At 65.4% G+C, this 24214-nt stretch carries 20 protein-coding genes; 11 read left to right on the top strand and 9 right to left on the bottom strand.

All coding sequences use genetic code 11. The annotated features are described in order from the left end of the window. Positions 1–10: 10 nt before the first annotated feature. On the bottom strand, positions 11–1528 hold the full coding sequence (locus ACLBWL_RS04715) for a fumarate hydratase (protein WP_447790662.1): 1518 nt from the start codon (positions 1526–1528) through the stop codon (positions 11–13). A gap of 107 nt (positions 1529–1635) precedes the next feature. After that, complete coding sequence (locus tag ACLBWL_RS04710) at positions 1636–1986, bottom strand: hypothetical protein (protein ID WP_447790661.1); 351 nt, start codon at positions 1984–1986, stop codon at positions 1636–1638. A gap of 112 nt (positions 1987–2098) precedes the next feature. On the opposite strand from ACLBWL_RS04710, the gene ACLBWL_RS04705 reads away from it, so the two are divergent. Beyond that, complete coding sequence (locus tag ACLBWL_RS04705) at positions 2099–2842, top strand: NAD-dependent deacylase (protein WP_447790659.1); 744 nt, start codon at positions 2099–2101, stop codon at positions 2840–2842. Positions 2843–3015: 173 nt separating this feature from the next. On the opposite strand, the gene era is transcribed toward ACLBWL_RS04705, so the two are convergent. From era to lepB, 3 genes are all read right to left on the bottom strand, one after another. Beyond that, positions 3016–3939: a GTPase Era gene (era, locus tag ACLBWL_RS04700; RefSeq protein WP_447790657.1), complete on the bottom strand. Its 924-nt coding sequence runs from the start codon at positions 3937–3939 to the stop codon at positions 3016–3018. A gap of 281 nt (positions 3940–4220) precedes the next feature. Further along, positions 4221–4883 carry a ribonuclease III gene (gene rnc, locus ACLBWL_RS04695; RefSeq protein ID WP_447790655.1) on the bottom strand — a complete coding sequence of 221 codons (663 nt, stop codon included), beginning with the start codon at positions 4881–4883 and terminating at the stop codon, positions 4221–4223. Further along, positions 4880–5701, bottom strand: a complete 822-nt coding sequence (gene lepB / locus ACLBWL_RS04690; RefSeq protein WP_447790653.1) for a signal peptidase I — start codon at positions 5699–5701, stop codon at positions 4880–4882. Before lepB ends, rnc begins: the two co-directional genes overlap by 4 nt. Positions 5702–5826: 125 nt before the next feature. Here lepB and pgi point away from each other — a divergent pair, with 125 nt between their 5' ends. The 6 genes from pgi to ACLBWL_RS04660 all read left to right on the top strand — a co-directional run bounded on the left by pgi (position 5827) and on the right by ACLBWL_RS04660 (position 15516). After that, positions 5827–7317 carry a glucose-6-phosphate isomerase gene (gene pgi / locus ACLBWL_RS04685; RefSeq protein ID WP_447790651.1) on the top strand — a complete coding sequence of 497 codons (1491 nt, stop codon included), beginning with the start codon at positions 5827–5829 and terminating at the stop codon, positions 7315–7317. A gap of 198 nt (positions 7318–7515) precedes the next feature. After that, positions 7516–7893 (top strand): DUF4174 domain-containing protein, encoded by a 378-nt coding sequence (locus tag ACLBWL_RS04680; RefSeq protein ID WP_447790650.1) that lies wholly within the window; start codon positions 7516–7518, stop codon positions 7891–7893. A gap of 109 nt (positions 7894–8002) precedes the next feature. Next, positions 8003–9376, top strand: a complete 1374-nt coding sequence (gorA, locus tag ACLBWL_RS04675) for a glutathione-disulfide reductase (RefSeq protein WP_447790648.1) — start codon at positions 8003–8005, stop codon at positions 9374–9376. 371 nt (positions 9377–9747) lie between these two features. Then, a complete protein-coding gene (locus ACLBWL_RS04670) occupies positions 9748–12717 on the top strand; it encodes a TonB-dependent receptor (protein WP_447790646.1) in 2970 nt (989 codons plus the stop codon). A gap of 67 nt (positions 12718–12784) precedes the next feature. Then, positions 12785–14254: a glucoamylase family protein gene (locus ACLBWL_RS04665; RefSeq protein WP_447790644.1), complete on the top strand. Its 1470-nt coding sequence runs from the start codon at positions 12785–12787 to the stop codon at positions 14252–14254. Between the two features lie 65 nt (positions 14255–14319). Next, positions 14320–15516, top strand: a complete 1197-nt coding sequence (locus tag ACLBWL_RS04660) for a thiolase family protein (protein ID WP_447790642.1) — start codon at positions 14320–14322, stop codon at positions 15514–15516. A gap of 131 nt (positions 15517–15647) precedes the next feature. On the opposite strand, the gene ACLBWL_RS04655 is transcribed toward ACLBWL_RS04660, so the two are convergent. From ACLBWL_RS04655 to ACLBWL_RS04640, 4 genes are all read right to left on the bottom strand, one after another. Then, positions 15648–17006 (bottom strand): dihydrolipoamide acetyltransferase family protein, encoded by a 1359-nt coding sequence (locus ACLBWL_RS04655; protein WP_447790640.1) that lies wholly within the window; start codon positions 17004–17006, stop codon positions 15648–15650. Then, positions 17006–18013: an alpha-ketoacid dehydrogenase subunit beta gene (locus ACLBWL_RS04650; RefSeq protein WP_447792003.1), complete on the bottom strand. Its 1008-nt coding sequence runs from the start codon at positions 18011–18013 to the stop codon at positions 17006–17008. Before ACLBWL_RS04650 ends, ACLBWL_RS04655 begins: the two co-directional genes overlap by 1 nt. 56 nt (positions 18014–18069) lie before the next feature. Continuing rightward, positions 18070–19359 carry a thiamine pyrophosphate-dependent enzyme gene (locus tag ACLBWL_RS04645; RefSeq protein WP_447790638.1) on the bottom strand — a complete coding sequence of 430 codons (1290 nt, stop codon included), beginning with the start codon at positions 19357–19359 and terminating at the stop codon, positions 18070–18072. A 342-nt stretch (positions 19360–19701) separates the two neighbouring features. Then, positions 19702–20718: a fumarylacetoacetate hydrolase family protein gene (locus ACLBWL_RS04640; protein ID WP_447790636.1), complete on the bottom strand. Its 1017-nt coding sequence runs from the start codon at positions 20716–20718 to the stop codon at positions 19702–19704. Positions 20719–20869: 151 nt separating this feature from the next. Here ACLBWL_RS04640 and ACLBWL_RS04635 point away from each other — a divergent pair, with 151 nt between their 5' ends. The 4 genes from ACLBWL_RS04635 (at position 20870) to ACLBWL_RS04620 (ending at position 24017) form a co-directional block, all read left to right on the top strand. Beyond that, positions 20870–21112: a DUF6894 family protein gene (locus tag ACLBWL_RS04635; protein ID WP_447790635.1), complete on the top strand. Its 243-nt coding sequence runs from the start codon at positions 20870–20872 to the stop codon at positions 21110–21112. A gap of 195 nt (positions 21113–21307) precedes the next feature. Beyond that, entirely contained in the window at positions 21308–22036 is a 729-nt protein-coding gene (locus ACLBWL_RS04630) for a Crp/Fnr family transcriptional regulator (protein ID WP_447792001.1), read from the top strand. 225 nt (positions 22037–22261) lie between these two features. Beyond that, positions 22262–23692: a DEAD/DEAH box helicase gene (locus ACLBWL_RS04625; protein ID WP_447790633.1), complete on the top strand. Its 1431-nt coding sequence runs from the start codon at positions 22262–22264 to the stop codon at positions 23690–23692. A gap of 58 nt (positions 23693–23750) precedes the next feature. Next, positions 23751–24017, top strand: a complete 267-nt coding sequence (locus ACLBWL_RS04620; protein WP_447790631.1) for a hypothetical protein — start codon at positions 23751–23753, stop codon at positions 24015–24017. Positions 24018–24214 lie beyond the last annotated feature (197 nt).

The following is a 24214-nucleotide window of genomic DNA, read 5'->3' as shown; positions in this document are numbered from 1 at the left end:
GGATCCCGGATCAGGCCGGTGTCAGCAGCCCCTCACGCTTGATCTTCTCGCGCCACACCAGAGGCGCGAGCTGGTGGACGTTCTCGCCCGCGGAATCGACCGCGACAGTCACCGGGAAATCGGCGACCTCGAACTCGTAGATCGCTTCCATGCCCAGATCCTCGAACCCGACGACCTTGCTGCCCTTGATCGCGCGCGCGACGAGATACGCCGCACCGCCGACCGCCATCAGATAGGCCGACTTGCGCTCGGCAATCGCCTTGGTCGCATCCCCGCCGCGCTCGGCCTTGCCGACCATCGCGAGCAGGCCCTGGTCGAGCATCATGCGGGTGAACTTGTCCATGCGGGTGGCGGTCGTCGGACCGGCCGGGCCGACCACCTCGTCGCCGACCGGATCGACCGGGCCGACATAATAGATCACGCGACCGGCGAAATCGACGGGGAGCGGTTCGCCCCTGGCGAGCATGTCGGCGATCCGCTTGTGCGCCGCATCGCGCCCGGTGAGCATCTTGCCGTTGAGCAGTAGGCGGTCGCCGTGCTTCCAGGTCTGCACGACTTCGGGCGTCAGCGTGTCGAGATCGACGCGGATCGCGGCCTTGTCGGGCGTCCAGTCGACGTCGGGCCATTCCTCCAGCTTCGGCGCCTCCAGATACACAGGGCCCGAGCCGTCGAGCACGAAATGCGCGTGGCGCGTGGCGGCGCAGTTGGGAATCATCGCAACCGGCTTCGACGCGGCGTGCGTCGGCCAGTCGAAGATCTTCACGTCGAGGATGGTCGAAAGTCCGCCCAGCCCCTGCGCGCCGATGCCGAGCGCATTGACCTTGTCGTAGATCTCGATCCGCAGCGCCTCGATGTCGTTCTTCGGCCCGCGCGCCTTCAGCTGCGCCATGTCGATCGAGCCCATCAGCGACTGCTTGGCGAGGATCATCGACTTTTCCGCGGTGCCACCGATGCCGATGCCGAGCATGCCGGGCGGGCACCAGCCGGCGCCCATCTGCGGGATCATCTCGAGCACCCAGTCGACGATCGAATCGCTCGGGTTCATCATCTTGAACTTCGACTTGTTCTCGCTGCCGCCGCCCTTCGCCGCGACGTCGATCGAGACGGTGTTGCCGGGCACCATTTCGACATGCATGACGCTCGGCGTGTTGTCCTTGGTGTTGCGGCGCGTGAAGGCGGGGTCGGCGAGGATCGACGCGCGCAACTTGTTCTCAGGATTCAGATAGGCTTTTCGGACACCCTCATCGACGACCTCCTGCAAGCTGCGAGTCGACTCGAGCCGGCAATCTTGGCCCCATTTGACAAAGATCGTGACGATCCCGGTGTCTTGGCAGATCGGCCGATGGCCCTCCGCGCACATCCGGCTGTTGGTGAGGATCTGCGCGATCGCGTCCTTGGCGGCGGGGCTCTGCTCGGCCTCGTACGCGACGCCCAAGGCGCGGATGTAATCCATCGGGTGGTAGTAGCTGATGAACTGGAGTGCGTCGGCGACGCTTTCGATCAGGTCGGCTTCGGTAATGACGGTCATGCAGCGCCTTTGCGGATGCGGGGATGCCCGCGTCTTAGCCCCGTTCGGACGATTTATGAAGACGGCCGCGGGCGAGCGGCCGACGATCGGCGATCACCCGGCTCGCGTCAGGCTTCCCGAGCACGTGCGGCCAACAGAGCGGTCAACGCAGACACCGCTGCGAGAGGGATGCTCAACATGCACGCCATCGCCAACCCGATCGCCCAGGATGCCGCAGTCCCGATATTCCACCACATGACCGGAAGTTGAGCCAACGAAAGACCGACGCCTACTGCCCAGCCGTGCCGCCTCAGCACGGTGCCGCTGATCGCCGCCAATCCAAAAGCCACGGGATACCAGACGTGCCAATAGCTGTCCGCGTCCCAGGGTTCCTTTGCACCGGTTATGCGCGATACGCACTGCCAGTAGAGGACGCCGCCTGCAAACAGGAACAGAAACTTCACGCTATGCCTACTCATCGGCCTGTTCTCCCACCCGATGTCTTCCCACACGATCGCGCCGACGCCAATGCGCCCGGATGCCCTGGGACCTCCACTTTCAGTCCAGAGCCGGGCTGCTTATGCTGCGATCATGCATGACATGAAAAACATCGTCGTTCTAACCGGGGCCGGGATTTCGGCGGAGAGCGGGATTGCGACGTTTCGGGGGCCGGGTGGGCTTTGGGAGGGGCACCGGGTCGAGGATGTCTGCACGCCCGAGGCGCTCGCGGCGGATCCGGAGCTGGTGCACCGGTTTTATGATTTGCGGCGGGCGGCTTTGGCGGGGGTGGAGCCCAATCCGGCGCACCGGGCGCTGGCGCGGCTGGATGCGGGTTGGGACGGCGAGTTGCTGATCGTCACGCAGAATGTCGACGACCTGCATGAGCGCGCGGGGGCGACGCGGATGCTGCATATGCATGGGGAGCTGTTGTCGGCGCTGTGTGCTGTTTGTGGGGCGCGGGAGGCTTGGACGGGGGCTTTGCCGGAGGGGTCGGTGTGTAGCGCTTGCGGTGCGGCGGCACTTCGGCCCGACATCGTGTTCTTTGGGGAGATGCCGTACCAGATGGAGCGGATCGAGGCGGCGTTGGCGAAGGCCGACCTGTTCGTTTCGGTGGGGACTTCGGGGGCGGTGTATCCGGCGGCGGGGTTCGTGCAGACCGCGGCGTATCATGGCGCGCGGACGCTGGAGCTGAACCTGGACCCTTCGATGGGCAGCGTGTTCTTTGGCGAGACGCGGATCGGGGCGGCGGGGGTGCTGGTGCCGGAGTGGGTCGAGGGGATCTTATCTTCTTCCACCCCGGCGGAGGCCGGGGCCCAGGTGGGAAGGCCTGAGTAACGGAGGGCTGTCCGTCGTAACGACCGCCTCCCAACTGGGCCCCGGCCTTCGCCGGGGTGGTGCTAGGTGGGGGTGGATTGGCGCTGACCGAGCGCGCAAGGTTGTTCTCCCGCGAAGGCGGGAGTCCAGTCTGGGCCCCCGCCTTCGCGGGGGAACAGTCTTTTGGGAGAGGATCAGTCGACCCAGTCGAGGCCCATGTCGCGGTAGACTTCGCGGTCTTCGTCCCAGCCGGGTTTTACCTTTACGTGCAGGTATAGGTGGACGGGCTTGCCGGTGATCGAGGCGAGTTCGATCCGTGAGCGGGCGCCGATTTCCTTGATGCGGACGCCGCCCTTGCCGAGGACGATCGCGCGCTGCGTCGGGCGCTCGACGAGGATCTGCTGGTGGATCTCGAGGCTGCCGTCCTGGCGCTCGATATACTGCTCGGTCTCGATCGTGCTCGCGTAGGGGAGTTCCGCGTGGAGCTGGAGATAGAGCTGCTCGCGCGTGACCTCGGACGCCAGCGCGCGCTCGGTCGAGTCGGAGACCTGGCCCTCGGGGTAGTGCCACGGACTTTCGGGCATCGCCTTGGCGAGCTCGGTCTTGAAGTGGGCGAGGCCGTCGCCGGTGCCGGCGCTGATGAAGAACGTCTCCGCGAACGGGAGCAGCGCGTTCAGTTTCTCGGCGTGGATCAGCAGCTTGGTCTTGTCGGCGAGATCGACCTTGTTGAGGATCAGCCAGATCGGCTCGGTGCGACCGACCAGCGACTCGACGATCGTGGTGACCTTGCCGCCGATGCCGCCCTTGGCGTCGACCACCAGCGCGATGATGTCGGAACCCTCCGCGCCACCCCAGGCGGCGGCGACCATCGCGCGGTCGAAGCGGCGCTTGGGCTCGAAGATGCCGGGGGTGTCGACGAGCAGGATCTGCGTGTCGCCCTCGATCGCGACGCCCATTAGTTTCGCGCGCGTCGTCTGCGCCTTGGGGCTGACGATCGCGACCTTCTGGCCGACGAGCGCGTTGACGAGCGTCGACTTGCCCGCATTCGGCGCGCCGACGATGGCGACGAGGCCGCAATGCTTGGGGGCGGAGATTTCAGGAGTAGCAGGTTCGGTCACTTAGGCTCTTTTCGGCATCGGGATATTCAGGGACGGTCATACAGACAAAACGCTCTCGCGTCATTCCTGCCGAACTGCGGCCCTGCCCATCGTCGCGCGATTCACAGTTTAAGAAAGAGAAATTGGTTCACGCGGAGGCGCGGAGCCGCGGAGATGGTGTGCATGGGGCTCGCGCCGTCTGCGATCATGCGCCGCCGATTATCTCGGAGGCGTTCGAGGCAAGGCCGGAGTTCCAATCGCACCGCCTCCGCGGCTCCGCGCCTCCGCGTGAACCATTCTTCTTAGCCGAGCTTCTCCAGCAGCGCCTTGGCCGCCGCCGTCTCGGCTTCCTGTTTGCTGGAGCCCGTCGCGGTGGCTTCGGCGAGCTTGCCGACCGAGACGAGCATCGTGAATTTTGGAGCGTGGCCGGGGCCGGTGCGTTCGACGATCGTGTATTCGGGGGGCTTGCGGTTGTGCGCGGCCGCCCATTCCTGGAGCGCGGACTTGGGGTGTTGCGGGGCTTTTGCACCGGCCTGGACGCGATCCCCCCAGGCGCCGCGGACGAAGGCGCGGGCGGCGTCGAGGCCGGCTTCCTGGTACCAGGCGCCGATCAGTGCCTCCATCACGTCGCCGAGTACGTTGTCGCTGTCGCTGGCACCGTCGTCGCGCGCCTGCTTGCCGAGTTTGAGATGGGCGCGCACCCCTAGTTGGCGCGCGACGTCGGCGCAGACGGGGCCGGTGACGAGCGCGTTGAGGCGCTTCGACAGCGAGCCTTCGGGGTCGGTTGCGAACAGTTCGTACAGCCACTCGGCGATGATCAGCCCTAGGACGCGGTCGCCCAGGAACTCGAGACGCTCGTAGTTCGCCGCGGCCTGGCTACCGTGCGTCAGCGCGCGCTCATAGGGGGCGAGGTTGGTCGGTGCGCGGCCGAAGAGCGTCTTCAGCCAGCCGGCGAGGTCGCTCAAAAGCCTTCCCCGATACGGCTCCAGCGCGCGGCACTGACCCAGGTCCACGGCTTCAGCCATTCGGCGTCGCCGTCGGTCGAGAAGAAGTTGACGACCGCCTTGCCCTCGACGTTCTCGAGCGGGACGTAGCCCATGCCCTGCGGCGCGGGGAACCGGCTGTCGCCGCTGTCGTCGCGGTTGTCGCCCATCACGAAGATGTGGCCGGCCGGGATCGTGTAGAGCCCGGTATCGTCGCGGTCGGGGAGTTCGGCCTGGTCGAGCACTTCGTAGCTGCGGCCGTTCGGCAGCGTCTCGCGGAAGCGATGGTAGCGGCAGATCTGGACGTTGGCCACGACGTCGACGAACGGTGCGCCGCATTTGGCGGCGTCGAAATTGGCGGTGAGCGGGATCGTGAAGTCGGCGATGCGCTGCTTAGGGATCGGCTTGCCGTTGAGGTAGACGGTGCCCTGACGCATTTGGATGGTCTCGCCGGGAAGGCCGATGACGCGCTTGATGACGTCGTGGTCGAGCACTTCGGGCGCGCGGAAGACGACGACGTCGCCGCGGGTTGGCGTGCTGCCGAAGATACGGCCGGGGATCAGCGGTATGCCGGCGGGGAGCGACCAGCGGGAGTAGCCGTAGTTCCACTTCGAGACGAACAGATAGTCGCCGATCAGCAGCCGCGGGAGCATCGATTCGGACGGGATGCTGAACGGCGCGAAGATGAAGCTGCGCAGGATAAGGACGACCACGGCCAGCTTCAGCAGGAAGCGGAAGGTCTCGCTCGTTTCCGAACGGGGTGTCTTGGACCGCGCGGGTGTCTTCACGTCATTTGCCATGTGCGCGGGTTTGCTCAACCTGCGCCTATCGTCAAGCGTATGCGGGATACCTGTCACCGAAAGAGCGTTGTCGCCGTCTCGCGCTTGCAGCATGACCGGCGCGCACGTCTATTCGGAGAAGTAGCATGACCGCCGACTGGTCCAAGATCGAAGCCCTGCCCGCCACCAAGCTGACCGACCTGTTCGCAGCGGACTCGGAGCGGCTCTCGAAGCTGAGCCTCGATGTCGCGGGGATCCACTTCGACTGGTCGAAGACGCATCTGACCACGGACATGATCACCGCGTTCGAAGAGATGGCGAAGGCACAGGATCTGTCGGGCAAGCGTCAGGCGATGTTCTCGGGCGAGATCGTCAACGTGACCGAAGGCCGCGCGGTCGAGCACACCGCCGAGCGCGGCGAGGGCAAGCCCGAGAGCGTCGCGATCGCGCAGGCGAGCCACCAGCGGATGCGGACGCTGATCGACGCGATCGAGGCCGATGCGCTGGGTCCGGTGCGGCATGTGCTGCACGTCGGTATCGGTGGGTCGGCGCTGGGGCCGCAGTTGCTGGTCGATGCGCTGGGGCGTGAGGACAAGCGCTACGACGTGGCGATCGTCGCCAACGTCGACGGCGTCGCGCTTGAGGACGTGTTCGCGAAGTTCGATCCGGCGGCGACGCTGCTCGTGGTCGCATCGAAGACGTTCACCACGACCGAGACGCTGATGAACGCCGAAAGCGTGCTGCAGTGGATGACAGAGCATAATGTCGAGGATCCCTATGGCCGCGTGATCGCGCTGACCGCGTCGCCCGAGAAGGCGATGGAATGGGGCGTCGACGAGACGCGCATCCTGCCGTTCGCGGAGAGCGTTGGCGGGCGGTATTCGCTGTGGTCGACGATCGGTTTCCCGGCGGCGATCGCGCTTGGCTGGGACAAGTTCGAGGAACTGCTGGAGGGTGCCGCGGAGATGGATCGCCATTTCCGTCTTGCCGCGCTGCACGAGAACGCGCCTGCGCTCGCTGCGTTCGCCGACCTGTATTACACGCAGGTCCGCGGGGCCGAGACGCGTGCGACGTTCGCGTATGACGAGCGGTTGCGGTTGTTGCCGAGCTATCTCCAGCAGCTGGAGATGGAGTCGAACGGCAAGGCGGTGACGGTCGAGGGCGAGGCGCTCGGACGGCCGTCGGCGGCGATCACCTGGGGCGGGGTCGGCACCGAGGCGCAGCACGCGGTGTTCCAGCTGCTCCATCAGGGCACGCATCTGGTGCCGGTCGAGTTCGTCGCGGCGATCGAGCCGGGCGATACGTTGCCTGAGGAGCATCATCGGGCGCTGCTGCTGAATGCGTTTGCGCAAGGGGCGGCGTTGATGGCGGGCAAGCAGGTCGAGGATCCGGCGCGGAGCTATTCGGGCGATCGGCCGTCTTCGACAATACTGCTCGACGATCTGGATGCGCGGACGCTGGGCGCGCTGATCGCGTTCTACGAGCACCGGGTGTTCGTGAACGGGGTGCTGTTGGGGATCAATTCGTTCGACCAGTTCGGGGTGGAGCTGGGGAAGGAAATGGCGAAGGCCGCTGAGAAGGGCGGACAGACGTTCGATCCCTCGACGGATGATCTGATCAAGCGAGCATTTGGGTGAGGTTTTGGGGAGGGCGCCTCCTCCCCCTTCATCTAATCCGATTACCCCACCCAAAGGTGCACCACCCCGGCGAAGGCCGGGGCCCAGTTGGGTGAACCGCAGTTTGCCACACGGAAGCCTTACCAACTGGGCCCCGGCCTTCGCCGGGGTGGTGGTTGGTGGTATGGAGCACTCTCCAACGTACCGCGTTACATCCTCATGTCCCTATTCCTCGCCGTCGCACTCGCCGCCTCCCCCACCGTCGCGCAGATGACGTGGGAGCGGCGCGTGTTGATCGTCTCTGCTCCGACTGCCGGAGACGCAGAGATCGCCGTGCAACGTCGTATTCTGGCCGCTTGGAAGACTAACGCCGCCGCCCGCGACCTCACGATTGTCGAAATCGTCGGTGAAACGGTCCGCGGAGCAAGCGACCCAGCCGCAGCGCTCCGCCGCAAATACAACCTGCCTGCGACCTTCACCGCGATCCTGATCGGCAAGGACGGTGGCGAGAAACTGCGTAGTGCCAAGCCCTTCCCCGCCGCCGCGCTGGAGGCGACTATCGATGCGATGCCGATGCGTAAGGCGGGCCAGCGATAGGCTGAGCCGATCAGCGTGATCGCCGCGCCGGGGTTGCCGCCTCGCGCCCCCTGCCCCAGATGGCATGCAAAGCCGCTCGCCAGCGGCACGCGACCTACGAGGACTGCCCGTGACCAAGACCACATCCGCGACCGATACCCAATTCGACTATGACCTTTTCGTCATCGGCGCAGGCTCGGGCGGGACGCGCGCCTCGCGCGTCGCCGCCGCGCATGGCGCGCGCGTTGCGGTCGCCGAGGAATATCGGGTCGGCGGCACCTGCGTGATCCGCGGCTGCGTGCCGAAGAAGCTGCTGATCTATGGCGCGCATTTCGCCGAGGACCTGAAGGACGCCAAGCGGTTCGGCTGGCAGGTGCCCGACGATTGCGCGTTCAGTTGGCCGACATTGCGCGACAACGTCATGGAGGAGGTCGACCGGATCAACGGCGCCTACACCACCACGCTGCAGAACAATCACGTCGACATCATCCACCAGCGCGCGGTCGTCTCCGGGCCGAACGAAGTCACGCTCGCCGACGGCACCACGAAGACCGCCGCGAAAATCCTGATCGCGGTCGGCGCTCATCCGCTGGTGCCTGAGTTCCCCGGTTCCGAGCACGGCATCACCTCGAACGAAGTCTTCCATCTCGACGACGTACCGAAGCGCGTGCTGATCGCGGGCGCAGGGTATATTGCCAACGAGTTCGCCGGGATCTTCCACCAGTTCGGTTCGCACGTGACTCTGGTCAACCGGACCGACGTGATCCTGCGTGGCTATGACGAGTCGATCCGCGACCGTCTGCTCCAGATCTCGATGAGCAAGGGCATCGATTTTCGGTTCAACGCCGCGTTCGAGAGCATCGAGAAGGATGCGAACGGGTGTCTGACCGTCCGCATGAGCGGCCATGAGCCAATCACCGTCGACCTCGTGATGTTCGCGACCGGGCGCCTGCCGAACACCAAGGGCCTCGGGCTCGAAACCGCAGGCGTCGAGATGGACGCGGCGGGCGCGGTGATCGTCGACGAGGACAACACGTCGACCTGCGACTCGATCTTCGCGGTCGGCGACGTCACCAACCGAATCCAGCTGACCCCGGTCGCGATCCGCGAGGGGCAGGCGTTTGCGGACACGTTCTTCGGCGGCAAGCCGACGCGCGTCGATTACGCCAACGTCCCCGCCGCGGTGTTCAGCCACCCGCCGATGGCCGGCGTCGGCATGACCGAATCGCAGGCCAAGCAGGCGCTGGGCTCGGTGAAGGTCTACACGTCCGACTTCCGCCCGATGAAGAACGTGCTGGCCGGCCGCAACGAGCGCTCGCTCTACAAGATGATCTGCGATGGCGAGACCGACCGGGTGGTCGGAATCCACATGATCGGACCCGACTGCCCCGAAATCCTGCAGTCGGCCGCGGTGGCGGTGAAGGCGGGGCTGACCAAGGCCGATTTCGACGCGACCGTCGCACTGCATCCGACGATGGCGGAAGAATTAGTCCTTATGAAATAAGGGATTTTCTGTTTTTCGGCGATCGAACTCGAGGCTCATCACCACCCTGATCGTCGGAGGCGCGATATAAATACCTGCGACACATGCATTGTTGCGGAAAAGACACGTCTTGTCGCGCAATGAGCACTGCACCCGGCAGAAGGGTGGATGCCGGCAGAAACGCGGCGTAAGCCCCCCGTCCCGGCACCATACGCAAACATGCGCGTCGCCGGGACCGTCTCCACGAGGAGCGGGTCGCGGGAGTGGATCAGGGCATGGAAGCGCGGGAAATCGCGACGCAGGATACCGACGGTCGGCGCACAGCCCGACCTGACGGTGCGATGCGCGTACCGTCTGTCCCGATGCGCCTTCCCAACAGGGGACTTTGGGACATGAAGACGATGATGGCCACGGCGTTGCGCGCCGCACTGGCGACGACGACGATACTCGGCTCGACCGCAGCGCTGATCGCGCCCGCATCGGCGCAGACCACGACCGCGGCGATCCGCGGCCAGGTGCGCGATGCGACCGGGGCGACGGTCGCGGGCGCGACCGTGGTCGCGGTCAATGACGGCACCAACCAGACGTTCCGCGCGACCACCAGCGCGACCGGCAGCTATGTGCTGAACGGCCTGCGCCCCGCCACCTACACGATCACGTTCACCGGTGCCGACGGCAAGATTTCGGCGCAGCGTATCTCGGTCGGCGTCGGCCAGTCCGCGACGCTCGACGCGGTGCTCGCGGCACCGACCGCGGCGGCCCCTGCCGCCGGCGCGACCGCCGAGGATGGCGCGACCACCGGCACAACCACCGGCGGGGCTAACGAAGGCGGCGAGATCGTCGTCACCGCGGGGAAGCTGGTCGAGACCAAGACCTCCGAAGTCGCGACCAACGTCAGCCAGAACCAGATCCGCATCCTGCCGCAGGGCGATCGCAACTTCCTGACGTTCGCCGCGCTGGCGCCCGGCGTCCGCTACAACGACAGCGAGACCAACAAGGGCATCACCGCGGGTGCATCACCCGCGAGCCAGGTCAACGTCTTCATCGACGGTACCAGCCTGAAGAGCCAGACGCTCGGCGGCATCGCCGGCCAGACCGACAGCCGCGGCAACCCGTTCGGGCAGCTCGCGGTCGGCGAGTTCCGCGTCCTGACTCAGAACTACAAGGCCGAATATGAACAGGCCGGGTCGGCGATCATCACCGCGATCACCAAGTCGGGCACCAACGATTTCCACGGCGAGATGTTCGGCCAATATACCGACCGCAGCCTGACCGCCGCCAGCATCATCGACGAGCGCGCCGGTCGCGGCAAACCCAAGTTCGAGCGCAAGCAATACGGCATCTCGCTCGGCGGCCCGATCATCAAGGACAAGCTGTTCTTCTTCGGCGCGTACGAAGGCAACGACCAGGATCGCGCATCGAGCGTGACGGTCGGCAATCGCAACCCCGCGAACCTCGCGCGGTTCGGCCAGTATGAGGGCACGTATATCAGCCCGTATCGCGGCGATTTCTACTTCGGCAAGCTGACCTTCACGCCCGACGAGCGCCAGGTGTTTGACCTGTCGTTCAGCCGCCGCGAGGAAACCGACGTGTCGGGGTTCGGCGCCAATTTCGGCTCGCCCAACATCGCGTATTCGGCGGCGGTCAACAAGATCAACAAGACCGACACCTACACGTACAAATGGACCTATACCGGCGACAGTTTCGTCAACGAATTCAACGCGACCTATCTCGACACGGTCTACAACCCGTCGTCGCTCAACCCCGACGACCCGAGCTTCGAATATCAGGGCGTGATCACCTTCGGCGGCAAGGACTCGACGCAGCGGATCAGCCAGCAAAGCTACACGCTGCGCGACGACCTGACGTATAACGGCCTTGCCAACCACGTCATCAAGGGTGGCATCCGCTTCGCCTTCCAGGATTACGACTTCACCAAGAACTTCTTCGTGCAGCCGCGCTACTTCTACCAGAACGATCCCACCAAGGGGCTCGATTTCAGCTTCCCGGCGACCGCGCAGATCGGCGTCGGCAACCCGCGGATCATCGCCTCCAATTCGCAGCTCGGCATGTATCTGCAGGACGACTGGGACATCACGAGCAAGTTGCAGCTGAACCTCGGCCTGCGCTGGGATTACGAAAGCAACCTGTTCAACAACAAGTATCGAACGCCGGCTGCCGCAGTCGCGACGTTGAGCGCGCTGCCCAAGACCGATTATTTCGATCCGGCGGACTATATCACCGATGGCACCGATCGCCCGACGCGCAAGGACATGTTCCAGCCGCGGATCGGGTTCAGCTACGACTTCAACGACGATCAGCGCACCGTCCTGTTCGGCGGTTACGGCAAATATTTCGACCGCAACGTGTTCAACAACACGCTCGACGAGCAATTCCGCCTGCAATACCAGACCGGCGTCTTCTACTTCTCGCGCGACGGCCAGCCGCGCGACGGCAACCCGACGGTGGTGTGGAACGACAGCTATCTGACCCGCGACGGCCTGCTCGCGCTGCGCCAGACCGCACAGACCGGCCAGCCCGAGCTGTTCGCCGTGAAGAACGATGCGAAGGCGCCGTCGACCGACCAGTTCAGCCTTGGCCTGCGCCAGAAGTTCGGCGTTTTCCGCGCGTCGGTCACGGGGTCGTACGTGCGCGGGCAGAACGGCTACACGCACCTGTTCGCGACGCGTAATGCGGACGGATCGTGCTGCGACACGACGATCCCGCGCGCAAATGGCTTCAGCAACGTGCTGATCGGCTATGACGGCCTGCGGACTCGCTACAAGGCGCTGCTGGTGACGATCGACAAGGACTACACCGTGTCGTCGGGCTGGGGCTTCAACCTGGCCTATACGCTGTCGAAGGCGGAGCAGGATGGCGGCGATCTGTTCAGCCTCGATGAGGTCACGCCGCGCGCCTATGGCTGGCGCCCGATCGCGGGCCAGGACGAGCGCCACCGGTTCGTGATTTCGGGCATCGCCGATCTGCCGCTGGGCTTCCAGTTCTCGACGCTGACGACGCTGGGCAGCGGTACCGCGTTCCAGGTGTTCGACCAGTCGGCCGGCACCAGCGTCAACCAGCAGGTAACGCGGTCGCTGTACCGTCCGAAGAACTGCCTGGGCAGCGTGTTCGCGTTCTGCGAGGTCAATCTGACGCTCCAGAACAACATCAAGGTGTTCAACACGCACAACATCAACGTCGCGGTCGACCTGCTCAACGCCTTCAACAACAAGAACTATGACGGCTATGCGAGCTACATCGGCGTCGGTCAGAGCTATACGTTCGACCCTGCGTCCAACATACCCGCGAACCTCCTGACCCTGCCCCGTCGCTTCCAGTTCAGGGTCGGATATCGTTTCTGATGCGTTCATCGGCGGGCGGCCATGTTGGTCGCCTGCCGCCATCGGCGGTCCCCGATCAGGAGTATCCATGCTCGACAGACGGCAGTTTCTGGGCACCGGCGCACTATCACTTGGCGGACTGACAGCAGGGTGTACATCGGTCGGACGACCGATCGTCAAAGCGTTTCAAGAGGTTACGGGCTTCACGCCGACCCCGGCCCCGTCCGCCAACCCTCTCATCGACAATCTGCAGGAGCGCGCGTTCCTGTATTTCTGGGATACGACGAATCCGGTGACCGGGCTGGCGCTCGATCGCTGGCCGACGCCGTCCTTCTCGTCGATCGCCGCGGTCGGCTTCGCGCTCACCGCGTATCCGATCGGCGTCGTCAACGGCTGGATCACGCGCGAACAGGCGCGCAAGCGAACGCTCGCCACCTTGTCGTTCTTCGCCGACGCGCGGATGGGTCCCGAACCGACCGGCAACAGCGGCTACAAGGGCTTCTTCTACCACTTCCTCGGCATCACCAAGGGCCAGCGGTTCGCGCGCGCGGAAGTGTCGACGATCGACACCGCGCTGATGCTCGCCGGCATGCTGTTCGCGCAGAGCTGGTTCGATGCGGATCATCCCGAGGAACAGCGGATCCGCGCGCTGGCCGACCAGATCTATGGTGCGGTCGACTGGACCTGGATCACGCCGCGCGCGCCGTTCCTGTCGATGGGCTGGCACCCCGAGAGCGGGTTCATCCCGAGCGACTGGAACATCTACAACGAGGGGATGCTGATGTACCTCCTCGCGCTGGGCTCGCCGACGCATCCGCTGCCACCGTCGACCTGGACCGCGCTGACCGCGAAGTTCGAGCCGAGCTGGACCGATCGCTACGGCCCGGCCTATCTCCATTACCCACCGCTGTTCGTGCACCAGTACAGCCATGTCTGGGTCGATTTCCGCGGCATCAGCGACGCATATATCGCCACCAAGGGCATCGATTATTTCGAGAACAGCAAACGCGCGACGATCGCGCAGCGCGACTATGCGATCGCCAACGGCGGCACCAACGGCGCCGGGTTCGCGGGCTATGGGCCAGACATCTGGGGGCTGACCGCGTGCGACGGGCCGGGCGATTTCAAGGCGACGATCGGCGGGCGCCCACGCGAGTTCTTCAGCTATTCCGAGCGTGGCCCTGGCGCGCGCGACGACGGGACGCTCGCACCGACCGCCGCGGTCGGGTCGATCGTGTTCGCACCCGATCTCGTCATCCCGGCGATCACCGCGATGCACGATCGCTACGGCAAGGGCATCTACGGCAAATACGGGTTCTTCGACGCGTTCAACCCGACGCTCACCGAGATGGGCGAACCCTTAAAGCACGGCCGGATCGTCCCCGACGTCGGCTGGGTCGACAACGACTATCTCGGCATCGACCAGGGGCCGATCGTCGCGATGATCGAGAATTGGCGGACCGGCATGGTGTGGAACACGATGCGGAAGAACCCGCATATCCGTCGCGGGCTGGATCGTGCCGGATTCACTGGAGGATGGCTCGCCCGCGTCCCCTGAGGGGTTTCCCCGCTACGCCGGACCGCCTAGAGGAATGGCATACCCGATCCTCGAAAGGTTCCAGCATGCGTGAAGCCGCTATCGTCTCGACCGCCCGTACCGCCATCGGCAAGGCGTATCGCGGCGCGTTCAACGCGACCGAGGCGCCGGTGCTCGCGGGCCATGTGATGAACGCGGTGGTCGAGCGCGCGGGGATTGATCCTACCCAAATCGACGAGGTGTTCTGGGGCGTCGGTAACCAGCATGGCACGCAAGGGGGGAATGCGGGGCGGATGGCGATCTTCGCGGGCGGGCTCCCGGAGTCGGTGCCGGCGTTCACGCTCGACCGGAAGTGTGGTTCTGGGCTGACCGCCGTGGCGCTCGCTGCGCGAACGATCATGTGCGACGAGGCGGATGTCGCGCTCGCGGGCGGGATGGAGTCGATCAGCTTCACGGTGACCAAGGACGCGCCGCGCTACGTCAATGCGAGCGTGATCGCTAAGGAGCCGGCGGCATATATCCCGATGATCGAGACCGCCGAGATCGTCGCGGAGAAATACGGTATCAGCCGCGAGGCGCAGGACGAATACGCCGCGATGAGCCAGCAGCGTGCTGCCGCCGGGCTGGCGAGTGGGGCGTTTACCGAGGAGATCGTGCCGATCACGGTCGAGAAGGCGCTCTACGACAAGCAAGGCGCGCATGCCGGGATCGAGAGCGTCACCTTGTCGCAGGACGAGGGCATTCGCGCGGGGACGACACTGGAAGGGTTGCGTGGGTTGAAGACGGTGTGGCCGGGGGGTGAATTCTCGGGGCCGGGATCGAGCGTGACCGCGGGCAATGCGAGCCAACTTTCCGACGGCGCGTCGGCGCAACTGCTGATGGATCGCAGAACCGCGGAGGCCGAGGGCAAGGACATCCTGGGAATCTATCGCGGGTTCCAGGCTGCGGGGTGCAGCCCGGCGGAAATGGGCATCGGGCCGATCTTCGCGATTCCGAAACTGCTCGATCGCGCGGGGTTGTCGGTCGGCGACATCGGGCTGTGGGAGTTGAACGAGGCGTTCGCGTCGCAGTGCCTGTATTGCCGTGATTTCCTCGGGATCGATCCGGAAAAGTACAACGTCAACGGTGGTGCGATCGCGGTCGGGCACCCGTTCGGGATGACTGGGTCGCGGCTGGTCGGGCATGCGCTGATCGAGGGGCGCAAGCGCGGCGTGCGCTATGTCGTGGTGTCGATGTGCACCGCCGGGGGGATGGGCGCGGCGGGGTTGTTCGAGATCGTCTGAGCTTCTTCGCCCCTCCCTGGAAGGGAGGGGTTGGGGTGGGTCGCCCAGTTGGCAGGCGTCTTGTTCGCCCAGCAGCCAACCTACCCCCGGCCCGCCCCTTGCAGGGAAGGGAGAGCGATCAATTTCCGGACTTAGTCCGCGAAGAGCAGGACCGGGGTTTCGAGGTACTTCTTCAACCCTTGCACGAAGCTTGCCGCATCCCAGCCGTCGACGACGCGGTGGTCGCAGCTGATCGACAGGTTCATCAGTTTCGCGCGGACCACCTCGTCACCCTTGAAGACGGGGCGTTCGACGATCTTGTTGGGGCCGATGATCGCGACTTCGGGGCGGTTGATGACCGGGGTCGTGGCGATGCCGCCGAGCGGACCCAGCGAGGTCACCGTAATCGTGCCGCCGCCCATTTCGCTGGGGGCGAGCTTGCCGGCGCGGGCGGCTTCGGCAAGGCGCGTGATCTCGGTGGCGAGCTGCCAGACGTTGCGGTCCTGCGCGTCGCGGATCACGGGGACGGTGAGGCCCGCATCGGTCTGTGCGGCCATGCCGAGATGGATGGCGCCGTGGCGCGTGACCACGCCCGCTTCGTCGTCGTAGCGCGCGTTGAGCATCGGGAAGTCGGGGATCGTCTTGCAGATCGCGACGATCATCAGCGGCAGCATGGTGAGCTTGGGGCGGCGGCCGCGGTTGGCGTTTAGGTCGGCGCGCATTGCCTCCAAGGCGGTGACGTCGATCTCGTCGACATAGGTGAAGTGCGGGATCGCGCGCTTCGACGCGGCCATGTTCTCGGCGATGCGGCGGCGCATGCCGATGACCTTGATGGGCTGGTCCTCGCGGACGCGGCTGGCGTGCGGGGGGTGGTAGCCTTCGCCGGAGCCGTAGCGGAGGTAGGCGTCGAGGTCGGCGTGGCGGACGCGGTCGGAGTCGGATTTTACCGAGGCGAGGTCGATGCCGAGATCGCGGGCGCGGGCGCGGACTGCGGGGGATGCGAGGGCGTGGGGCTTGGAGGCGTCGCCTGCCTGAGTGGCGCCCTTCTGCTCCCTCTCCCCTGTGGGGAGAGGGTTGGGGTGAGGGGCTGAGGCAGTTGCTGGCGTTTCCGCTTGGGGCTGCCCCTCACCCCGACCCTCTCCCCGGAGGGGAGAGGGAGGTGTCTCAACCACCTCTTCGACGCCTGGGTTCTCGGCTTCGTATTGTTCGGCTGTTTCCGCCTGCGCCGACGTAAGCGGGGCGGCGACGACTTCGTCCGCGGCATCGACCGCGTCCGTCTCGATCACCACCAGCGCGGCGCCGATCGACACCTGGTCGCCGACTTCACCCGCGAGTTCGACGACCACGCCGGTCACCGGCGATTCCATCTCGACGGTGGCCTTGTCGGTCATCATGTCGGCGATCGGCGAATCCTCTTCGACGCGGTCGCCGATGGCGACGTGCCACGCGACGATCTCGGCCTCGGAGATGCCTTCGCCGATGTCCGGCAGCTTGAAGGTGAAGCGGGCCATTATGCGTCCTTCATGATCTTTTTCAGGGCTTCGCCGATGCGAACCGGCCCCGGGAAATACGCCCATTCGAGGCTGTGCGGGTACGGCGTGTCGAACCCGGTCACGCGCTCGATCGGCGCCTCGAGATGGTAGAAACAGCGTTCCTGAACGATCGCCGACAGCTCCGCGCCGAAGCCGCTGGTGCGCGTCGCCTCGTGGACGATCATGCAGCGACCGGTTTTTTTCACCGATGCCTCGATCGTCTCGATGTCGAGCGGCACGAGCGTGCGCAGGTCGACGATCTCGGCGTCGATCCCGGCGTCGGCAACGACGGCAGCGCAGACATGGACCATCGTGCCGTAGGCGAGGATCGTAAGCGCCTCGCCCGCGCGGACGATCTTCGCCTTGCCGAGCTCGATCTTGTAATAGCCGGTCGGGACTTCGCCGGCCGGATGCTTCGACCAGTTCTGCGACGGGCGATCCCAATAGCCGTCGAACGGACCGTTGTAGATGCGCTTGGGCTCGAAGAAGAGCGTCGGGTCATTGTCCTCGATCGCGGCGATCAGCAGGCCCTTGGCGTCGTAAGGCGTCGACGGGATCACCGTCTTGATCCCCGACATATGAGTGAAGAGCCCCTCGGGCGACTGGCTGTGAGTCTGGCCGCCGAAGATGCCGCCGCCGAACGGGGAGCGGACCGTGATCGGCGAGGTGAACTCGCCGGCCGAACGATAGCGCAGCCGCGCGGCTTCGGAGACCAGCTGGTCGAGCGCGGGATAGATATAGTCTGCGAACTGAATCTCGGGGACGGGGCGCAGGCCGTACGCGCCCATCCCGACCGCGACGCCGATGATGCCGCATTCGGTGATCGGGGTGTCGAACACCCGGGTCTTGCCGTGCTTGGCCTGAAGTCCGGCGGTCGCGCGGAAGACGCCGCCGAAATAGCCGACATCCTCGCCCATGACGATCACGTCGGGGTCGCGCTCCATCATGATGTCCATGGCGGAGTTGATCGCCTGGATCATGTTCATGCGGGTGGTGGGTTCGGCGTCCGTCGCCTCGGACTCGGGTGCCTCGATCATGTCGCTCATGCCTTGTGATCCCATGGGCGGCCGCTCGCGGACTCTTCGTCGAGCATCTGCTGGCGTTGCTCCTTCAGATGCCATGGCATTTCCTCGAACACGCCGTCGAACAGCGATTCGAGCGGCTGATGGAGGCCGTGGCCGAGGATGCCGTTCTTCTCGGCTTCCTTCTGCGCGGCCTTGACCTGTTCGGCGAGTTCCTTGTCCTGTGCGGCGTGGCGTTCCTCATCCCATTCGCCGATCGCGATCAGGTGGTCCTTCAGGCGCTTGATCGGATCGCCGAGCGGCCAGGCGTTGGGCTCGCCCTCGCTGCGATACTGGCCGGGATCGTCGGAGGTCGAATGGCCTTCCGCGCGGTAGGTGAAGTGCTCGATCAGCGTCGGGCCCTGATTGGTGCGCGCGCGCTCGGCAGCCCATTCGGTCGCGGCGTACACGGCGAGCGCATCGTTGCCGTCGACCCGGAGCCCGGCGATGCCGTAGCCGACCGCGCGCGCCGCGAACGTCGTCGCCTCGGCGCCGGCGAACCCGGAGAAGCTGGAGATGGCCCACTGGTTGTTGACGACGTTGAAGATCACCGGCGCACGGTAGACCGCGGCGAACGTGCAGGCCGAGTGGAAGTCGCCCTCCGCGGTCGAGCCCTCGCCGCACCATGTCGCGGCGATCCGCGTGTCGCCCTTCGCGGCGGAGGCCATCGCCCAGCCGACCGCCTGCGGGTATTGCGTCGTTAGGTTGCCCGAGATCGAGAAGAACCCGGCTTCCTTAACCGAATACATGATCGGCAGCTGCTTGCCGCCAAGCCTATCGGCCGTGTTCGAATAGATCTGGTTCATCATGTCGACGAGGCTCCAGCCCCGCGCGATCAACAGCCCCTGCTGGCGGTACGAGGGGAAGCACATGTCCTCGTAATCGAGCGCGTATGCCGCCGCGACTGCGACCGCCTCCTCGCCGAGCGCCTTCATGTAGAAGCTCGTCTTGCCCTGCCGCTGTGCGCGAAACATGCGCTCGTCGAACGCGCGGAGCAGCGCCATGCTGCGCAACATGCGGCGCATCACGTCGGGCGAGAGCTTGGGGTCCCACGGGCCGACCGCATTTCCGTCGTCGTCGAGCACGCGAACCAGCGTATAGGCGAGATCGGTGAAGTCGGACGCCTTGTCCGCGGTGTCGGGGCGGCGCGCCTCGCCGGCGGGCGGCACGTCGACTTCGGCGAAGTCCACCGCGTCGCCGGGGCGGAACTTCGGCTCGGGGATATGCAGCGTAAGGGGCCGCAAATTGGCGCGCGGGTGCTCGCTTGCCATCGTGATTCCATCTCCATGAGGCCGCTGTGACCGCGGAACACTCTTACCGAGGCTTGTTATTAAATTTCAACGGCGATTGCGAGGGGATTTTCCAGTCGGCGGCGATCGGGTGGATTTCCTGGGTGGAGCGAATGGGGTGCAGTCCGCTGGCCCGCCGGAACGACTTGGAAAACACCGCTCCGTAAGGCGTCCCACCCCGGCGAAGGCCGGGGCCCAATTGCAAAGGTCGATGTAACGGAGGTCGATGCGTCGTTATCTTGGTTCCCCAATTGGGCCCCGGCCTTCGCCGGGGTGGTAGGTGATCGACGGGGTGGTAGGTGATCGACGGGCGGAACGCTGGCGTTACTCGACCGTCTGTTCGATCACGCCGAAGATCGGGTGGTGCTTGTCGTCTTCCGCCCAGATGCGGACGGTATCGCCCTTCTTCAGGAACGGCGTGACGGGCTTGCCGCCGGTGATCGTCTCGATCGTCCGGACTTCGGCGAGACAGGAATAGCCAACGCCGCCCTCGGCGATCGACTTGCCCGGGCCGCCATCGGGTCCACGGTTCGAGACGGTGCCCGAGCCGACGATCGTGCCTGCGCCGAGTTTCCGCGTCTTGGCGGCGTGAGCGACCAGCGTGCCGAAATCGAACGTCATGTCCTCACCGGCCTCGGCGCGACCCAATGGCTGGCCGTTGAGATCGACCATCAGCTTGCGGTGCAGCTTGCCGTCCTGCCACCAGTCGCCGAGCGCGTCGGGCGTGACGAATACCGGCGAAAACGCGCTCGCGGGCTTCGACTGGAAGAAGCCGAAGCCCTTGCCGAGTTCGCCGGGGATCAGGTTGCGCAAGCTAACGTCGTTGGTGAGACCGACGAGCAAGATGCTGGCCAGCGCCTCGTCGCGAGTCGCGCCCATCGGGACGTCGCCGGTGACGACGACGACCTCGCCCTCCATGTCGCAACCCCACGCCTCGTCGCCGAGCGGGATCGGATCGCGCGGGCCCAGGAAGCCGTCGGAGCCGCCCTGATACATTAGCGGATCATGCCAGAAGCTATCGGGCATTTCCGCCGCCCGCGCCTGGCGGACCAGCGCGACGTGGTTCACGTACGCCGAACCGTCGGCCCACTGATACGCACGCGGCAGCGGCGACTCGGCGTCATGCTCGTGGAAGCGCCGCATCGGGATCATCTCGTGCTCGAGATCGGTCGAAAGGTTCTTCAGATCGAGCGACAATCGGTCCCAATCGTCGAGCGCGGCCTGCAGCGTCGGCGCGATGTGGCTCGCATCGGCATACCAGGCGAGATCGTTCGAGACGACGACGAGCTTCCCGTCTCGTCCTTTGATGGCATCGGGATGCTTCAGACTGGCCAGTTTCATGCAGCGGATCCTCTTTGTGTTTGCACGCATCCTACGCCCGCGGCGCGGCTCAAGTCGAGCATGCCGCGCGCGACAAAACTGATTTTGGTAAGAGCGGGGCGATTTCCGGCCTGTTATGAACGGGCTTGCGTAGCGGTTGAGGAAGTCGAGCATGCCCAGATACTTCTTCGACATCGACGACCACAAACATGTCAGCGACGACGACGGCACCGATCTGGCCGACGACGAAGAAGCCCGCGTCCAGGCGGTAATCTTCGCAGGCGATTATCTCAGCGATCATCCAGCGATCGTCCGCGACGGCGCGCGTTTTCGTGTCGCGGTTCGTGACGGTCAGGGCCATGTGCTGCTCACCACCGTCGTCACGATCGAGGAGCCTCCCCGACCGCACGCCTAAGCGCTGTAATGGCGGACGAGTTGGATCCGGCCGGCGACAGGAAACGGCCAGGAATTCAATAATCTGTCATAACATGGGTTTTGTCAGTCCGTTCAATCCTGGGATAAGGTGCGTGTCGCGGCGACGCGCTATCCCAGAGAGGGTGACAGCGAGAAACGAGTGCTCCTGCCCTGGATGCGGAGAGTGCACGTGGATATGTCCACCGTGACTGAACAGGTTATTCGGAAGTTCGAGTCGCGGATGGCACTGCGCGCGGACGACCGCGCGAAAATTGCCGCCCTGCCCTTCAAGGTACGGACGATCGACGCGTCGACCTATATGCTGCGCGAGGGCCAGCGCCCGACGCGGTGCGCGTTCATCCTCGACGGCCTCGCCTATCGCCAGAAGCTGACGCCCAATGGCGAACGCGAGATCGTGTCGATCCTGATGCCCGGCGAATTCGTCGACCTGCAGAACCTGTTCCTCGATGAATCCGATCACGATATCCAGGCGCTGACCCGGCTGACGCTGGCCGAGGTGCCGATCGTGGCGTTGCGGCAGTTCGTCGAGACGTGCCCGGCAGCGGGTCAGGCGCTGTGGATCGATGCGCTGGTCGAGGCGTCGATCCACCGTGAATGGTTGCTCAACGTCGGACGGCGCAACGCGCGCAGCCGGCTGGCGCATCTGCTGTGCGAATTCTCCGTTCGGTTCAGGAACTCCGCGCTGGTCGGCGGTATGGCGTACGAGTTGCCGATGACGCAGGAGCAGCTCGGCGACGCGCTCGGGCTGACTCCGGTACACGTCAACCGCGTGCTGAAATCGCTCGAGTCGGATGGCCTGATCGCACGCAAGAAGCGTCAGGTCAGCGTGACCGACTGGCCTCGGCTGCGCGATGCGGCAGAGTTCAACGAGCGCTATCTGCACCTCGGCCAGATCCGCAGCTGACCCGGGGGCGGGCCGCCGATCAGCGCCGCAGGTTGACTTTTCGACCGCGATACGCCAGATGGCCGCTATCGAGGCGTAATGCAGCGTGATTGGACCTCAGGGTCTTAGCTCCGCCTCGGTCGTTTCCAACGGGCTTCCCTTTTCACGCGGGGTGTCAAAACACCACCGCCCCTCGCGCGTCCTCGTGTGGATTCGCGAGCCCGGCATCTATTTGAGAGACTCTACATGTCATTTGCAAACCTCGGCCTTGCCGAGCCGCTCGTCCGTGCGCTCGAAGCCAAGGGCTATACCGAGCCGACGCCGATCCAGGCGCAGTCGATCCCGATCCTGCTCGAGGGCGGCGATCTACTCGGCATCGCGCAGACCGGCACCGGCAAGACCGCGGCGTTCGTGCTGCCGTCGATCCAGCGCCTGACCGAAACCCAGAAGCGCGTCCTGCCGACGCATTGCCGCATGCTGGTGCTCGCACCTACCCGTGAGCTGGCGAGCCAGATTGCAGACAGCGCCCGCGCGTACGGCCAGTTCAGCAAGATGTCGGTGACGACCGTGTTCGGCGGCACCAGCATCAACAAGAACCGCCAGGACCTGAGCCGCGGCGTCGACATCCTCGTCGCCACGCCGGGCCGCCTGATCGACCTGATCGAGCAGGGCTTCTGCAACCTGTCGATGATCGAGATCCTCGTGCTCGACGAAGCCGACCAGATGATGGATCTCGGCTTCATCCACGCGCTGAAGAAGATCGTCCGCATGCTGCCGAAGAAGCGCCAGACGCTGTTCTTCTCGGCGACGATGCCGGTCGCGATCCGCGAGCTGGCGTCGCAGTTCCTGCTCGACCCGAAGACGGTGTCGGTGAAGCCGGCCGCGACGACCGCCGAGCGCGTCGACCAGTATGTCACCTTCTGTAACCAGTCGGAGAAGCAGGCGCTGCTGACGATCACGCTGGCCGATCCGGCAATCGACCGCGCGCTTGTCTTCACGCGCACCAAGCATGGCGCCGACCGCGTCGTGAAGCTGCTCGCGGGCAACGGCATCGCCTCGAACGCGATCCACGGCAACAAGAGCCAAGGCCAGCGCGAGCGCGCACTTGGCGAGTTCAAGCAGGGCAAGGTCAAGGTCCTGATCGCGACCGACATCGCCGCACGCGGCATCGACGTCTCGGGCGTTTCGCACGTCATCAACTTCGAGCTGCCGAACGTCGCCGAGCAGTATGTCCACCGCATCGGCCGTACCGCGCGTGCGGGCGCAAGCGGCATCGCCGTCGCGTTCTGCGCGGATGACGAGAAGGCCTACCTGCGCGACATCGAGCGGATCACCCGCCAGAAGGTCCAGGTCCGGTCGCTGCCGGACGATTTCGTCAACCTGTCGAACCAGATCAAGCAGACTCGCGTGAAGACGATGGGTGCCGATCCCGAGGTCCGGATCGATCGTCCGCGCGATCCGGCACGGCCGCGTGCGACGCATTCGCCGCGGGCGACGGGTAGCACCGGTCGCAACTATGCGGGTGCGAGCCGTGGTGGCCAGGGCGGCGGCGGCGGCCAAGGTGGCGGCGGTCGTCCGCAGGGCGGCGGTCGTCCCGGTGGTCAGGGCGGCGGTCGTCCAGCCGGCGGCGGTGGCCGTGGTCCGAGCCGTGGCGCGGGTTCAGGCCCGGCACGCTAAAGGAGCATTCGTTCGCCTCGCGGGTTTGGTATAGACCGGTCCCGCGAGGAGAATGCTCATGGACGTTTCCACTACACCTGTCGCCGAACGCGTCGCACGCGTGCTGGCGGGACAGCGGATCAGCTGCAACGCCGGCGGCGATGCCGAGTCGGCGTCGCGGCTGATCGACGCGGCCTGGGCGGATTATCTGCCCGATGCGCTGGCGGTGCTGAAGACTCTGCGCGAGCCGGACAAGGCGATGGCTGCGGCGGGTGATCCGGCGGTTTGGGAGGCTATGATCCTCGCCGGGATCAAGGGCGCCAGGCCCCAGACGGTAATCCTCTAATTCTTGTTTCCCCGCGAAGGCGGGGACCCAGTCCGGGCACCCGCCTTCGCGGGTGAACATTGCCGCAAACGCCACCACCCCGGCGGAGGCCGGGGCCCAATTGGCAAGGCCGGCGTGACGAGGCGCTTCGCTCCGTTGCCATCGTCACCCAACTGGGCCCCGGCCTTCGCCGGGGTGGTGTCTTGGTAGGCTTCGAT

This window comes from Sphingomonas sp. M1A8_2b (assembly GCF_053345535.1).
The sequence above is the reverse complement of the archived record's forward strand: the minus strand, read 5'-3'. Positions and strand labels throughout refer to the sequence as shown.